Genomic DNA, 14,977 nt, shown 5'->3' with positions numbered 1-14,977 from the left:
AAGTCTCTTAATATGTGAGCATCGTGTAGCTCAATCCAATTCTGAAATCTAAATTCTGAAATCTGAAATTCCTCATCGAACCATGGCAAAATGCCCCCTTACTTTCCTGCCATTTTCCAGATCGATAAGGAACCAGTAATCTGTAGAGGGTAGCGGCCTGCCATTATAGGTGCCGTCCCATCCCTGTTCGTAGCCCTTAAACCCGGTAATGATCTTACCATAACGGTCGAATATAGTTACAAAAATACCGGGGCGGTGGTAGCTGTAGGATATACGCCAAACATCATTTATGCCATCGCCATTCGGGGTAAAGAAAGCAGGATAATCCAGCACGAAAACCTTTTCAGAATATACCGGCCCGCAGCCATTGGCATCCCTTATGTAAACCGTGTATTCCCCTGCTGTGAGCTGCTCAAAAACCGGGCTGTCCTGGTAGTTGGCGCCGTCAAGGGAATATTCATAAACACCGGTACCTACAGGGGTGACCGTAATGCTGTTGTTGTTTCCGGCAAGGTCGTTTATTTCAAAAGTGGCATCTGTAGCACGCCCTGAGGGCGAAACGGTGAATGTCCTGCTGCCTTCGCACCCAAATGCATTGGTTAGTGCTACGGTATAAGTGCCCGGCTCGTCAATGGTAATGCTTCGTGTGGTTTGCACAGGGTCGGTATCCCAGCTATAAGAATCAAACCCGCTGCCGGCATCAAGGGTTTCTGTAGTATCGGCGCATAAAATTACTTCATCATCCGCAGGGCTTTCGCCAAAAGTATGCACGATAAGCTGTAGGTCCATGATGGCATAGCATCCGCTTAAATTGTAAACCCCTACATAGATAACCTGTTTTCCGGCTGTGGTATTGGTAAAAGAAGAAGCCTGGAGAGGGAATTGGTATCCCTGTGCATCTTCATAGCTTTTATAATAAAGTAACCATGTACCGGCAGGCATGTTATTGAGTATATCTTCAGAAAGCTGTGTGAAGTCAAAAGTATGAAAACCATCCCCATCGTCATCGCACACTTCGATTGGTGCAGGGTTGAAGGCATTAAGCGGCGGCGTAGAAAGGGTGACCGGTACAATGGCAGTACACCTGTATTCGTTCTTCACCCTGGCATAAATAACCTGGTCTGCTGCCGTATTGTAGAAAGGCAGCATTGTGTTGGTCAGTAAATTATTGGTGCCGCTTTGGGCATCCTCTGTTGTAAGGTGCCACGATTCAACGCTAAGCCCTTCATGGTTGTTCACCAGCTCACCACCAATACGGAATAAATAATACGCGCTCAGCCTGTCATTGTCATCATCACACTGGTTCCATGTAAAAGGATCCAATGTGACAGGAGGGTAGTATTCCACCCTTATTTCGCCACGGGTAAAGCAAGTTGTACCCAGTCCGGCTTCCACACTGTAATCACCTGCATCTGTTACGATATATGTTTCATTAACAGCCCCCGCGATAGGGTTGCCGTCTTTATACCACTGGTAGCTTATAGCATTAGTTACATGGGCGTTAATCCCAAAAGTCTGGCCGTCGCATATAGCAGTGTTCTCCGCTACAAGCCTGTCATCACCAATATTAATGCTGCTGCCAAAGCTGTTACCCTTTAAAAACACGGCAGCATCATATAATGTATCGCCCTGATCGGCTATAACAAGCTTGATGTGGTAAAGCGTTCCCGCAGTTACATCAGATTCTGCGGTAAGCACTACCGTTTGGCCGTTATAGTCGATCGGGCTGTCCACCCCATTAAAAGAACCGAAATACTCTGTATTTGCCGGTGGGCAGGTGCCAACACCCCGCACTGTGGTTACCTGTACAGGCGTGTTGGTGCCAGGTATCACCGCAAGGTTTTGGTAAGGTCCGGTGCTGCCGGCTTCCCTTAGCAGGAATGCAAAGCCGTCGGTATAGCTGCAGGCCTCGAGGTCGCCCCAGGAAGTATATTCTTCTGAAGCAAATATATAATCGAAACTGATATGGTTGGTGGCAGGCACAAAATCGAATTCCATTATTGTGGCATTAAACGTGTCATCAATACTTAGCACCTGTTCCAGGTCCTGGTCGCCTCCCCACGATTCGGCCCCGTTACTTAAGATATTACTATTCTGCCCCGGCGAATCCATCGCAAAACCTGTGCTTAGTATAATGCCGTTCTCAAAAGGGAAATCCGGGCCTGAAGTAAAATAGCCATAACTCCTTTGGGCTGCGCCTCCGCCCGATCCCGATATCCTTATATTACTGATTTCGGCACAGCCATTGTCCACTAATGCATTTACAAGCTGCTCGTCCGTCATGTTATTTACCACCTGTATAGGATCCTGCGCCCTGGCTCCCGGCGAAAACAAAAGGAGGAATGCAACAGGCAGCCCCGCAACTATATTGGTGATAAATTTCATAGTAAAGATTGAATTAAATTAGGCTAAATTATCGCACCATGGCAAAATGTCCCCTTACTTTCCTCCCGTTTTCCAGTTCAATATGGAACCAGTAATCGGTAGAGGGTAGCGGCCTGCCATTGTAGGTGCCGTCCCATCCCTGCTCATAGCCTTTAAAACCGGTGATGATCTTTCCATAACGGTCAAACACGGTTACAAAAATGCCGGGGCGGTAGTAACTGTAAGGTATTCTCCAGATGTCGTTTATACCGTCGCCATTGGGGGTGAAGAACACAGGGTAGTCGAGTATAAATACGCTTTCCGAATACCTTGGGCCGCAGCCATTGGTGTCTTTTATATAAATGGTATATTCTCCCGATGGGAGGTGCTCAAAAACAGGGCTGTCCTGATAGTCAAGCCCGTCAAGGGAATATTCGTAAGTTCCTGAACCAACAGGGTGAACAGTAATGCTGTTGTCATTACCGGTAAAATCGTTTATGTCAAATGTCGCGTCTGTAGCGCGTCCTGATGGCGAAACGGTAAACGTTTTGCTGCCCTCGCAGCCAAAGGTATTGGTGACAGTCACCGTATAAGTTCCCGGCTCATCTACAGTAATCCTGCGCGTAGTCTGTACGGGAGTGGTATCCCAACTGTAAGAAGTGTAGCCGCTTCCGGCATCCAGTGTTTCGGTAGTGTCGTCACATAATATAACATCTTCATCGGCAAAACCATCGCCAAAAGAATGTACGATCAGCTGTACCTCTGCAATGCCGTAGCAATCGCTGGCATTAAAGATACGTGCATATAGCGTCTGGCTGTTGGCTACAGTGTTCGTAAAGGCATCGGGCGCGGTTATTTCGTTCCCGAAAGTAAGGGCGTCGTTATATGAGGGGTAAAACGTAAGCTGCAATCCTGCCGGTAGCCCTGCCAGTATATCGTTAGCCGTATCGGTAAGGTCGAATTTAAAGAAGCCGTCGTCGGTTCCGTCAGTGTCGCACTCTTCCAACGGTGCCGGATTATTTACAGTATTACTGGATACCGAAAGCTTTACCGTAGCGATCCCGGTACACCCGTATCTGTTTTCCACAAGTACATAAATGTCCTGGTCTGCAGTCGTATTCTGGAAAGCAGTCGTGTTTGTTATGGCGTTAATTTCATCCTGTGCATCGCTGCTTGTAAGATAGTAGCTGTGGGCCTGCAGGTCGGGGTCGCCATTTTCGGCAAGCTGCCCGGCCTGGTCAAGGTTATAAACCGTAAGGCCGTCGTTGTCATCATCGCATTGCAGCAGGGTATAATTACCGAATACCAGGGCAGGTGCATATTCCAGCCTTATTTCGCCGGTCGCGGTACAGGTGGGGCTAAAAGTAACATCCACGCTATAGTCGCCCGGTGTGGTAACGTTATAAATACCATTGGTCGCCCCGGTAATAGGGCTGGTGTTTTTGTACCATTGGTAAGCTGTTGCCGCAGGATTTGAAGCATCGATTGGAAAGGTTTCTCCACTGCACAAAGGGTTCCCGGTGGCTAAAAGCCTGTCGGGGCCTATGTCTAACGTAGCGTCAAAACTGCCACCCCCAAGGAAGATAGCCGAATCGTAGAGATTGTTTCCCTGGTCGGCCACTACGAGCTTTATATGGTAAGTTGTCCCGGCCTCAACATCCGATTCTGCGGTCATGATAACGGTCTGCCCGTTAAAGTTCACCGGTGCATTTGTGGGGTTAAAGCTGTCGAAATACTGTTCGTTGGCAGCCGGGCATACACCGGGGCCGCGAACGGTATTTACCTTTACGGGTGTATTCGTGCCCGGGATAACTGCAAGATTTTGATATGGGTCGGCAGTGTTTGCTTTCTTTAGCAAAAAGGCAAAACCATCGGTATAATTGCACTGGTTGGGTGAGTTAATGCTGGTAAGGTACTGTTCCGAAGCAAAAATATAGTCGAAGCTGATATGGCTTGTAAAAGGCACAAAATCAAATTCCAGTACGGTGGCATTGATCGTTCCGGTCACGCCAAGCGCCTGTTGCAGGTCGGTATCGCCACCCCAGGACGTGTTGCCTTCGCTAAGGAGGGAATTGTTCGGTCCCGGCGCCGATGCGGCAAAACCTGTGCTCAATACGATACCATTAGCAAACGGAAAAGAAGATGTCCCTGCCGTAAAATAGCCAAAGCTCGTGCTGCCGGAGCCTCCCGACCAGCCGCTTACAGAAATGTTGCTCACCTGCGCGCAGGAATTGCTTACCAGTGCGTCTGCGAGCTGCTGTGCGGTGTAATTATCGTTAACTTGTATGTTTTGTGCCGATGCCATTCCGGCAACGAGGAAAAGTAATGCAGAAAGATATGCCAATCGTGTTTTCATAGCATCGGCAAAGATACTATAAATCCCTCTTTTTCAAAATTCTGTACGACATTAACATAAAGAAAATGGTCCATCCCACAACAATCAGCATCTCATACCACTGGACGGCATATACTTTAGCCATTTTGGCACCGGATACCTGCCCTTCAATAGCTTTGTAAGCCTGAAAACGGCTTATTGGCTCCTTGATGAGGTTGGTCATTGCCTCGAGTGGGAAAAAGCGTACCGGGCCATGGATACCGTCAAAATTTCCGGTTGACCAACCGATCAGTCCCTGGCAGATTTTTTCAAAAATGAACCATACCACTATAAAGCCTATCGCAAATGCCGAGCGTTTTATTAATATGCCGGCAAAAAGGCAGAAGGAGAAAAAGGCAACAAGCTTCAGGAAAAATGCGGCCAGATAACTCATATCCGAGAAAACAATGGAAGGCTCATTATAAGAAGAAAAACTGTAGCCTAAAATAAGGCTCATCACGAATATAAAGGCCGTTGACGCAGCCGCGAAAAGGAATACAACGAGAAACTTTGATTTTATAAATTCCTCTTTGCTCAGGCCGTCTATGAGGTTTTGCTTCAGTGTGCCATAGGTATATTCATTAGCCATCATGGAGACAATGACCACGGCCAGGAAAAATTTGCCTATGGAGGCTACCCACGTATTAAAATGCCAGATGTAGGGAAAGTTGAAAATCCCCTGGTCGGCTATCCTGAATTCCACGCCAAACAGTGTGAATTTTATGGAAGCTATAAGTGCTATAAAAGATAAAATGATAAAATAGGAGAGGATGAGAACCCTGCTGGCCCTGTTTTTCCACAATTTCTGGAGTTCTATGCTTAAGAGTCGTTTCATGGCGATGGTTAGTTTGAAGGTTGGTTAGAAGTTAGCAAAAGGAACTGCTCCTCAAGGCTGTTAGTCCTTTTTACAAGGTGGCTTAGCGTAATCCCGTTATTGAAAAGATAGCGGTTAAGCTCCCCGGGTTCGAGCGGGCCTTTCAGGTACACCGTCAGCTTGCCTTCGTTTTCTTCAAACCTTTCTACAGATGCGTGTTGTTGCAGCAGGTTTTTCAGGGTGTTATTGTCATCAGCCTGGAGTTCAAAAAAGCCTTCGTTGCTCAGCATACCGTGTACCGTGCCTGCATACAGCATCACCCCATGGCGCAATACCACTACGTGGCTGCATACTTTTTCGACTTCATCCAGCAGGTGGGAGGCCAGCAGGATGGTTGTACCCGTAGCGGCAATATCCCTAATGATGTTTCGTATCTGGTGGATACCCTGTGGGTCGAGGCCGTTGGTAGGCTCATCAAGTATCAGAATGTCGGGATCATTCAATAGGGCAGAGGCAATGGCCAGGCGCTGCTTCATACCCAGTGAAAAAGTTTTGAACTTGCTGTCCTTCCTTTCCAGCAGGCCTACCAGTTCCAGCTTTTCGTCTATTTTATGCAGGGGGGAACCTTTAATAGTGCACACCAGCTTCAGGTTGTCATAGGCGCTCATGTACGGGTAAAAATTGGGGCGCTCTATTATGGCGCCAACTTTTTTCAGGGCTTCATGGGTTTCCATCTGGCCGCCGAACCAGCTGTAGGTGCCGGACGTTTTATTCACTACGTTAAGGATGATTCCAAGGGTGGTCGATTTTCCACTGCCGTTAGGGCCAAGGATACCGTATACATTGCCTCTTTTTATTTCAAAAGACACGTTTTTTACAGCGTGTACTTTTCCAAACCTTTTGTCGAGGTTATTGATGGTTAAGATGGTTTCCAAAATAATTGATTTATCGGTTGTATCAGTATGACGAACACCGAAAGGTTTTGTTACCGGTAAATATGAAAAAAATAATGTAGCATTTTAGACGTTGCGGTGCAACGTCTCTACAACGTAGTACATCATAATCTGTTAATACAATCTGACACAGCGTAGAGGCGTTGCAATGCAACGTCTACAAAATGGTATATTCCTCCAGGCGGAATAAAAAATAGAAAATAAAAAATTACTGATATGGTACAGTAACCGGCTTACCTACCTGGAAATCAGGCAGGGTAATATCGGTATTCTTAAAGGTATTGGTCTTAAAGATTTCTGTGCCCTGTCCCGGTATACTGGGATAGTATGCGAACGATACCTGGAAGCTGTTGAATATCAGGTAGTCATTATAAATAAGCAGGCCGAGGCCAAATTTTGTATATAATTTGCTCTGGTAAAGGTTAGTATCTTCATTGGCTATTACGCCCATGGTAAAATTAGCGAACGGGTTAAGGCGAAAACCAAAAATATTCCACGGCGAGTAGCCCTGAGTCTGCAATGTGAGCAGTGCTTTTTTGGTACCCAGCGGCCTGCGGGTGTCAAAGCCCGATATGCCATTATCGCCGCCGAGATTCAGCTGGTCTGTGATTATGGGCATACGGTTGTCGCCAAAAACAAGCAAAGGTTTTATAAAATGCCGAAAACGCCACCGCCCCCAGTCCCGTATATCGGTAAAATACAGCGCTTCCAGGCGGAGTATATTCTGTTCGGTACGGTCCCGATAGAAATAGGCCCCCACCTGTGCATCGACACTCAGATAGCCCCAGTCGTAGTAGTTACCAAACGCGTAACGGCCGCCCAAGTACACCCGCCGCTCATTGTTTTTGTCCTGCATGCCCCCGGTAAGCGAGTACACCTTACCGATCGGAATATCCTCTACAATATCGTAGTTGAAAAGGAATTTATCCTGTACGAATTTACGCGAGGTCAAACCCACACTGGCGAGATAAAGCTTTTCATTGGAGTAAAACCCTATAGAGTCATATTCTATTGAGGGGCGCTGCTTATAGTAGCGGTTAAAGAACCTCCCTGTGGTTACCAGCCTCGTGGTCCGGTCTTCTTCTGTCTCTCCTTTGTATATTTTAAAAGCATATCCTGCCCAGTAGTCCTGTGCATCCGACCTATACTGCTGTAAGGCCCATTGCTGCTGCGCATTGGGCAGTGAGTCTACCTCCGACCGCGATTCAAAGTACGCCCCGCCGGCCCACTTGGTATAAGCCGAGAAGAAGCTGCGGTCTACACCCACGCTTTTCAGGGAGTTATCGCTCTTCCATATCTGGTAATTTATGGTCGTGGTAATGTAGGTATTCATGATATTGGGTATGGTGTACCGCGCCAGGTAATCCGTTTGCCCGGAGGAGAATTGCTTGCTAAAATCGTTGCGAAACTCGTGGCCCAGCCCGTAGAAATTCCGTTCCGTGAGTTCCAGCGATGTGCTTGATGTCGAGGCCGACCCATTAGGGATAAGGCTCCAGGAGTCGAGCACTTTTATCTCAACGTCTACCGAATCCTTGCTGCCCGGTACCGGGACTGGCCGTATAACAACCCGCCTTACATACCGCTGCCTCCGGATAAGGCGTTCCGATTCCTGTACCAGCAGGGAATCCAATGGCTGGTTGCGCTTTATCAGGAGCAGGTTCTTTATGGTAAGCGCCTTGGTTTTGATGTGGACCCCGTTACCGAATTTTTCGATCCAGTTATTGGGTTTTTCATTTGGGTCGTTTATCGAGTAGCCAAAAGGGTCGTAGGTATCCACATCGATCTTGCGCACGATCTTTCCTTCGAAGTTATTGAAAGAGACTTTCATTTCGGGCGTGCGCTCTTTTGTCTTTCTTCGCCGTTGCGAAAGCTCCTGTTTTTTTACAGGCTTGAAAATGAGCTTGTGCAGGAATTTTGTGAACTTCTTGCGCTTCGAATAGTCTTCCAGCTGTTTGTACATCTGGTCGCGCTTTTCCTTCACGGTATCTTTCTGTACAGGTGTCACCTGTGCCGCCATAGGGGCAACGGCTATAAAAGCAAATAACAACAGCAGCTTTATTTTTAAGGTCATTCCTGTTCGCGGATCAATTTAATTTTGAAAATTAGGAAATATAAACCTAACAAAAACATAAAATAGAGAAAGGCTATGTTTTTTACCAATGTTTTAACAACAAAAAAGAGGCCACGAAACGGGCCTCTGTAGTATTGCTCAAATAAGGCTATGCCTTCTGTTCTTTATTAAAATACACCAGGTAGTAATACATCTGCTTTTCTTCATCCCAGCCTTTTTCTACAAATTTTTCGGCGCTTTCCGGATTGATGAAGTCCAGCTTTATCTGGATATTCGTGTCCAGGCTGATTACATTCTTCATCTTCTTGCGGGCATCCGTTACGGCTGCGTTGGCAATAGGGAAGGAAGTCACGTCCTCGATGCTGTATTTCGGGGCTTTCTCTTCTTTGTAATTTTTAAATTCAGGGATGAGGTCCGGGTTGTCAAGGACTTCGTTAAGGAAGTTGGTTTCCTCAAAATCATCGTTTTTGGCAAAGTAGTTTACCGAACGGTTCATGAACATTACCTCTTCTTTCTTGTCTTCGGCAGGAAGCACGACATCCTTTGCAAAATCCTGGCAGAATTTCAGGTATTTCTTCGTGATGAAGTTCTCATCCTGGAAAGCATCTACCGAAAGAAAATGCTCCAGCCAATAGCGAGCGTCATAACGGTTGCTGTCTATGGTCAATATTTTGTAGCCGTCTTCTTTTTTGTAATTGAAAATGATACAGCCTTTATCCAGCTTGTTCAGGTTGATACCCTGTTGCAGCAGGATTTCGAGGTTGCTGCCTTTTTCCTCAAACTGCAGGAAGTCGGTCTTTATCTCGCTTTTGAAAATACCGATAGCGTCTACCGGATTATTATCAATGGTAAGGTGCGTAAAGTAGCTTATGTACACCTCGCCATTCTTGATGTGCGGGTGGTTCGACTGCTCAAAAAGGTGCTTTGTTATTTTTTTAGACACTTCGTGCACCGATCCCGGGTTGGTAAAGATCTCGGTAGCGAAGTTGTACATGTCGTGGTAATCCAAATGCACGTCGTGCGCGAACTGGAAGTAATTTTCTTCCTTGTCCCTGAAAGGCTTAAAGAAATATTCCTTCAATAGCGGAACAATCTCGTCGGTAAGGCCATACGGCTGTTCCGATAAAAATATAGCCTCATTACGGCTCTTATTGCCTACGCGGTGTACGGACAGGCTCTCAATGTGCGTGTTGAATAGGTTGATCATTTTGTGTAAGTAGCAAAGTATCAAAGTTGCAGAGTAACTAAGTTTTCTGCAACTGTTTTGGTTAATTTATATAAGTAGATATTATGGACGGCTTTTCAAACTTTGCAACTTTGTTACTCTGTAACTTTGCAACTCAAAAGACTAATTCCAATTATGGTCGTCAAGGCCAAGGTCGCCCATGTTGTGGTCGTCGTCGAACATATCCATGTCTTCCTCGTCGTAGTCATCGTCAAATTCACCATACAGGTCATCGTCAACGCCATCGGCCCCAAAAGCCATATCAGGCGCGGTGGCAGGCATTACACCATGAACAAAAAGCAGGTCCGGGTAGCTGACTCCGGTTTCCGGCTCCTCGATAGCGGCAAGTTCTACAAAGAACGTCCACATATTGAGGAAATCATATACGTATATGATCTTGTTATTATCCCTGTCAAGTATGCTGCTGAGTACGTAATCGGCCATTGTCTTTTGCTCGCCCGGCGTATCGCCTGTATCGAACAATGGTATTTCCTCATCCTGTATCCATTCATCATCGCAGGTGTAGAACGAAGCGATCTCAAGCCCGTCAAAGCCAAAAGCATTCACAATGGCGTTGTGCAGGTCTTCCAGCGTATCTTCCTCAAGGATAGCAATGTCCCTGAAAATATCCTCTTCCGTATCGAGTATTACCCTAAATTTATAAACCATAAACGTACTGTTTTAATTAGGCCAAAGGTAAGGTTTAAAATTCCAAATATCAAATCGCAAAATTTTAAATAAGCACCAAATCTTAAGTTCCAAATACCAAACTTTTGATGTACAGAAGTTTGCTGTTTAGCCGCCGGGATTCGTAATTTAATGATGTGCATCTGTAAATAAGAAACCCCGGAAATTATCTTCCGGGGCCGTTCCAAACATTGTACGTAATCAGCTACGCCATTTTAATCAATACCGCAAAAATGCACTTCAAACGTACCGTTGATGCTGTTAACGGCGTCGTCATCGCCATCACCCATCACCTGGCCTTTAACTGTGGTGTCGGTAATAGAGGTGATCTTCACATGTTCGTTGAAAGATCCCTGGAAGCTGCCGGCTGCATCATCGCTAAATTGTATGCTGGCCCCGTTTGCCGATGTGTAATCGCCTACGGCTGCCGGTACGATGATCCAGATCGGGGTTTCCACATCCGAATCGCAATCCATAGCAACGCCCGCCAGGTCGATGTACAGCACATCCTCGCCATTGGCATTTATGGGGCTGGCTTTACCGCCAACGAATGTAAAATCATGGCCATAAACAACGCCTGAAACGGGGTCGTTAGAAAAGCTGCCATTGTTGTTGGTTCTTTCAGAGTCATCCGAACTGCACGAAAACAGGAACGATGCCGCTACGATAGCAGGCAAGATAATTTTTTTCATAAAAATTGGTTGGTTTGAATTAATCGAACAAGATTATCCTGTCCGGCCCAAGAGGTACCAATTATGATGCCAATTATCCAAATTGCCCAATCCTGTGCTATTCTCCCTGTGTTATCCACCACTGGTTGCCAAAAGGGTCTTCAAACCCCGCCGAGTAGCCATAGTCCTGCTGCATCGGCGCATAGAGCGATGTGCCACCCTGTTCAATCCCGGCATTATAAACTGTGTCTACATTTTCTACAAACAAAAACATTCCGGCTGACTTTTGTCCCCAGTTCTCGTTGCTTTGGGCAAACATGATCACGGCATCATGTATCTTTATCTCGCCGTGCATAATGCTGCGCTCCCCTTCGCCGGGAACGATCATTTGCTCTTTGGCTCCAAATACTTTTTTTGCATATTCCAGAAATTCCGGGGCCTTTTCAAGGATGAGGTAAGGCATTACCGGCAGGTAAGATGATGGTATTTTCATAGGTTATAAATTTCTATAAATATACGTCCTATTTATTTTTCTGTGAAATACTTCAGGGTTTAATTGATCTTTTGAACTGCCTCCTGAACCGTTTTATCTTGCTGACCGCGAGCGGAGAAGGATACTGCCTGTTCTTCGTCATGTTATTAAAGATAAGCGCTGCGGCAAGTAATATAAGGCATCCTGTGAGTACGGGTGTAACTACATACATATAGCCCATTTCCTTTATTTCGGGCGATGCAGTTACAGCGATAAGTGCAGTGGCCCCGCCGGGAGGGTGCAGTGTTTTGGTTATCTGCATGAATACGATAGATAAGGAAACAGCCAGCGGCGCTGCAAGCCACAGTATATCCGGAAGCAGCTTTTGTACCGTAACGCCTATAATAGCCGAGATAACGTGACCGCCAATGAGATTGCGGGGCTGCGCCAGCGGGCTTTGTATCACCCCGTAAACCAAAACGCATGATGCCCCGAACGAACCTATCAGGAAAACGATATCCTGTTCCGTTAGGGCTTTATATTGCAGGAAAGCAATAGTACCAAGCCCGATAAACGAACCCACGAATGCCCAAAAATGTTCCTTATAGTCAATAAGGGTCTCTTTATAAAATACATAGCGTGCTTTACGGTAATTGCGTTTAATCTTCTTTATCGGCATGTCATTTGGCGTTGGTTGACAGGCTGTAAACCGTATAAGGATAGATCGCTTTTGCAGTATATTTTGAGATCAGGCAAACGATCAATACAGGCAGGAAGAGCGTATAGTCGCCCACCAGCCCACAGATAAGGAACAAAGCTGTAAAAGGCGCATGGATCCCCGCGCTCAGCATAGCCGCCATCCCTATTACCATAAAGTTGATCGGGATAACGCCTGCATCAAAATACGTGTTGAGTAGCACTGCCACAAAAAGCCCGAGGAAAGCGCCTATGAAAATACTCGGGGCAAACACACCGCCATCGCCACCCGCGGAAAGCGTAATGGAGGTTATGACCGGCTTTAAAAGCAGGATGCCAAAAAACACAATGGCAAGCGGTAGTGTCAAAGTTATTGTGTTGGCCGTAAGCAGGTTTTCACGTATGGCATGGTAGCCATCCCCGTATAGCTGTGGCAGTATGAAAATCATGGCGCTTATAGCCGCTGCTCCCGCAAGTATCCTGTAATAATTGCTTGCAATTTTTAAGAACTGCTTTTTAAAGAACATCACGCATTTGGTAAGGTACACGGCATTAATCCCGCACAGCACACCCAGCACGGCAAACCATGGAGCTGCACGAAGGTGCCATTGCGTAATATTGAGCGCAAAGAGTGGCTTTTCACCGATAAGCAGAATGAATCCATAGGCAATTGCTGCCGCAAGGATATTGGTCAATAAGAATATTTTGCCGGCTTTTTTTGAAACCACTTCGTAAGCGAACAGCAGCCCGGCAAACGGTGTACAGAACAAGGCGGTAATGCCTGCCGTGATGCCCGCACATATCAGTTCGGTCTTGTATCGTTTAAAGAATTTTTCTTTCTCCTGTGCCAATGAGCCTATAGCTGCCGAAGATACTACGGTAGAGACTTCAATGCCCGTGCTTCCCCCAAAGCTCACCGTGATGAGCCCGTTTATGAAATGCGAAGGTATTTTATACGATGGCAGCCCCTTGCCTGTAGCGGTGCTTTCAAATACTTCCTTAATGCCCTTGTTCTCCTTTTTCTTAAACAGGTATTGCCTTAATATGTAGATGAGTGACAGCCCGAAGAAGGGGAAGAGTATTATGAACAAAACATTACCCTGCGACTGGCCAGACAGCACTTCTTCATAATGGTCGGTCATCTTTTTTAAGGATACGGCAAGAAGCGCCGCAAGGAATCCTATGATAAGGGATACAGCAATTAATTTCTGGTATTTTACGAAAGGATATATTTTCCGGAAAGCATAGTTAGGCATTGCAATACAATTGAGTATTGCAAAAATAACCATTGCAATGCTTTTTCAGGCCGAAAGCTATGCTAAATCTGTTGTTAAAATAACTTATAACCCAGTATCAGGCTGACAGATGTATAGGTAGCACCCCAAGTATCGTGCAGGTCGGTAAGGCCGCGGCCGAAGCCGTAACGCAGCTCCGCACTGTATTTCTTATGGGCAAACCCTGCGCCTGCAGTAAAATTAGATGACTTCGAAATGTTTCGCGGTATGTCATTATACGAAATATGAGGGTCACCCACACTCAGTACAATAGCATACGCCGCATCCAGGAAAATTTTCGAATCGTTATTGAGGTACATGTAATGCCTGGCACCAAAAGGCACCTCAATGAATTTATACTCTATTTTCCAGTCGAATTGGTTCTGCCTGCCATCATTTTTATAGAACTGGATATTGGGGTCGGCAAACAGCGCCCATTTATTGTTGTTGAATGGCATAATATACTCCACCTCGCCGCCAATCCTGAAAGCAGGCTTTGCATCAAAATCATATCCAAAAGCGTTTCCCAGCCTGTCCTTTACAGTTACCGAAGCCATGCTGATACCCGGTGTGATCTTAAAGTTCACGCTGCTCCTGTTTTGTTTTGCTGTAAGGTCCTTCACTTCGCCGTTGCCCCCATTATAGTCTACAAACAAGTCGGTAAGTGCACTTTTTTGATACCTGGTATTTTCGTACAGGCGCACATCCGGTTTTGTATCCCTCATGAGGTTATAAAGCTGTTGGCGGAATTTAGTGTTCACTTTTATAACACCGTTTTCCTTGTGTTCCCTGTACAGCAGCTGCTCCGCGGTAGCGTGGTCTCCCGTACTGAAGAAGTATTTTACAACATTGCCGTCCTCATATTGGTACAATGTAGCTTTCCCTTCAACAAGGATTTTTAAAAACAGGGTTTCAGTCTTCCATTCCGGGATAGCGCTGGTGCTCATCTGGTCCATGATGGTAGAAGAGCGGTCAATGCTAACTGTAAAGCGCTTGAATTTATACCCTTCAACGCCAAATTCCGATACATCTTTTATAACACCTTTTTTTGTTTCTGACCCTTCATCTGCTTTGTAATCAAATTCAACAGGATTGTCTTTCCAGGCCACATTGCGTATCAGGCATTCGGTCCTGGTGCCATTGTTGGTTATAAAATAGCCGGGTTTATAATTGATTTGCGAAAAGCAGGCAAGGCTTGTAAAAAGCAGGAGAAGGGATAAAGCTTGTTTCATTTGGTTTGGTTGGTTTGTGCGAAAATAAAGGTTTTTTCCATATATGATTATATAAGATGCTTTTTTTATTGATAAGGTTGGGAGGCCAATTTAGTAACTGTTTAAAATTAACTTATAAGCAAAAAAAAACGTGAACGATTGTCA

Annotated in this window: 12 protein-coding genes; all 12 read right to left on the bottom strand. The window is 45.9% G+C overall.

Going from position 1 to position 14,977, the window contains the following annotated elements:
* Nucleotides 1-72: 72 nt before the first annotated feature.
* Entirely contained in the window at nucleotides 73-2,385 is a 2,313-nt protein-coding gene (locus tag HYN59_RS17270; protein WP_108779473.1) for a choice-of-anchor L domain-containing protein, read from the bottom strand.
* A gap of 28 nt (nucleotides 2,386-2,413) precedes the next feature.
* On the bottom strand, nucleotides 2,414-4,720 hold the full coding sequence (locus HYN59_RS17265; protein WP_108779472.1) for a choice-of-anchor L domain-containing protein: 2,307 nt from the start codon (nucleotides 4,718-4,720) through the stop codon (nucleotides 2,414-2,416).
* Nucleotides 4,721-4,736: 16 nt separating this feature from the next.
* The gene (locus HYN59_RS17260) at nucleotides 4,737-5,573 is read right to left on the bottom strand and encodes an ABC transporter permease (protein WP_108779471.1); all 837 of its coding nucleotides are present in this window, start codon (nucleotides 5,571-5,573) and stop codon (nucleotides 4,737-4,739) included.
* Between the two features lie 8 nt (nucleotides 5,574-5,581).
* Entirely contained in the window at nucleotides 5,582-6,487 is a 906-nt protein-coding gene (locus HYN59_RS17255) for an ABC transporter ATP-binding protein (protein WP_108779470.1), read from the bottom strand.
* Between the two features lie 226 nt (nucleotides 6,488-6,713).
* A complete protein-coding gene (locus HYN59_RS17250; RefSeq protein ID WP_108779469.1) occupies nucleotides 6,714-8,576 on the bottom strand; it encodes a BamA/TamA family outer membrane protein in 1,863 nt (620 codons plus the stop codon).
* Between the two features lie 148 nt (nucleotides 8,577-8,724).
* Nucleotides 8,725-9,783, bottom strand: coding sequence for a nucleoid-associated protein (locus tag HYN59_RS17245; RefSeq protein ID WP_108779468.1), 1,059 nt, complete (start codon nucleotides 9,781-9,783; stop codon nucleotides 8,725-8,727).
* A gap of 141 nt (nucleotides 9,784-9,924) precedes the next feature.
* Entirely contained in the window at nucleotides 9,925-10,470 is a 546-nt protein-coding gene (locus tag HYN59_RS17240; protein ID WP_108779467.1) for an IS1096 element passenger TnpR family protein, read from the bottom strand.
* A gap of 233 nt (nucleotides 10,471-10,703) precedes the next feature.
* Nucleotides 10,704-11,180, bottom strand: coding sequence for a hypothetical protein (locus tag HYN59_RS17230; protein WP_108779465.1), 477 nt, complete (start codon nucleotides 11,178-11,180; stop codon nucleotides 10,704-10,706).
* A gap of 97 nt (nucleotides 11,181-11,277) precedes the next feature.
* Nucleotides 11,278-11,652: a VOC family protein gene (locus HYN59_RS17225; protein WP_108779464.1), complete on the bottom strand. Its 375-nt coding sequence runs from the start codon at nucleotides 11,650-11,652 to the stop codon at nucleotides 11,278-11,280.
* A 52-nt stretch (nucleotides 11,653-11,704) separates the two neighbouring features.
* Nucleotides 11,705-12,310: an HPP family protein gene (locus HYN59_RS17220; RefSeq protein ID WP_108779463.1), complete on the bottom strand. Its 606-nt coding sequence runs from the start codon at nucleotides 12,308-12,310 to the stop codon at nucleotides 11,705-11,707.
* A 1-nt stretch (nucleotide 12,311) separates the two neighbouring features.
* Entirely contained in the window at nucleotides 12,312-13,616 is a 1,305-nt protein-coding gene (locus HYN59_RS17215) for a chloride channel protein (protein ID WP_245895607.1), read from the bottom strand.
* 41 nt (nucleotides 13,617-13,657) lie between these two features.
* Complete coding sequence (locus HYN59_RS17210; protein ID WP_108779461.1) at nucleotides 13,658-14,833, bottom strand: hypothetical protein; 1,176 nt, start codon at nucleotides 14,831-14,833, stop codon at nucleotides 13,658-13,660.
* Nucleotides 14,834-14,977 lie beyond the last annotated feature (144 nt).

Origin of the sequence: Flavobacterium album (assembly GCF_003096035.1) — a bacterium.
Lineage (GTDB): Bacteria > Bacteroidota > Bacteroidia > Flavobacteriales > Flavobacteriaceae > Flavobacterium > Flavobacterium album.
The sequence above is the reverse complement of the archived record's forward strand: the minus strand, read 5'-3'. Positions and strand labels throughout refer to the sequence as shown.

What these genes read in the sequence shown, in the direction of transcription:
- HYN59_RS17270 (WP_108779473.1), bottom strand. Translation starts at nt 2,385, where the DNA reads ATGAAATTTATCACCAATATAGTTGCGGGGCTGCCTGTTGCATTCCTC.
- HYN59_RS17230 (WP_108779465.1), bottom strand. Translation starts at nt 11,180, where the DNA reads ATGAAAAAAATTATCTTGCCTGCTATCGTAGCGGCATCGTTCCTGTTT.
- HYN59_RS17265 (WP_108779472.1), bottom strand. Translation starts at nt 4,720, where the DNA reads ATGAAAACACGATTGGCATATCTTTCTGCATTACTTTTCCTCGTTGCC.
- HYN59_RS17215 (WP_245895607.1), bottom strand. Translation starts at nt 13,616, where the DNA reads ATGGTTATTTTTGCAATACTCAATTGTATTGCAATGCCTAACTATGCT.
- HYN59_RS17210 (WP_108779461.1), bottom strand. Translation starts at nt 14,833, where the DNA reads ATGAAACAAGCTTTATCCCTTCTCCTGCTTTTTACAAGCCTTGCCTGC.
- HYN59_RS17250 (WP_108779469.1), bottom strand. Translation starts at nt 8,576, where the DNA reads ATGACCTTAAAAATAAAGCTGCTGTTGTTATTTGCTTTTATAGCCGTT.
- HYN59_RS17260 (WP_108779471.1), bottom strand. Translation starts at nt 5,573, where the DNA reads ATGAAACGACTCTTAAGCATAGAACTCCAGAAATTGTGGAAAAACAGG.
- HYN59_RS17240 (WP_108779467.1), bottom strand. Translation starts at nt 10,470, where the DNA reads ATGGTTTATAAATTTAGGGTAATACTCGATACGGAAGAGGATATTTTC.
- HYN59_RS17220 (WP_108779463.1), bottom strand. Translation starts at nt 12,310, where the DNA reads ATGCCGATAAAGAAGATTAAACGCAATTACCGTAAAGCACGCTATGTA.
- HYN59_RS17225 (WP_108779464.1), bottom strand. Translation starts at nt 11,652, where the DNA reads ATGAAAATACCATCATCTTACCTGCCGGTAATGCCTTACCTCATCCTT.
- HYN59_RS17245 (WP_108779468.1), bottom strand. Translation starts at nt 9,783, where the DNA reads ATGATCAACCTATTCAACACGCACATTGAGAGCCTGTCCGTACACCGC.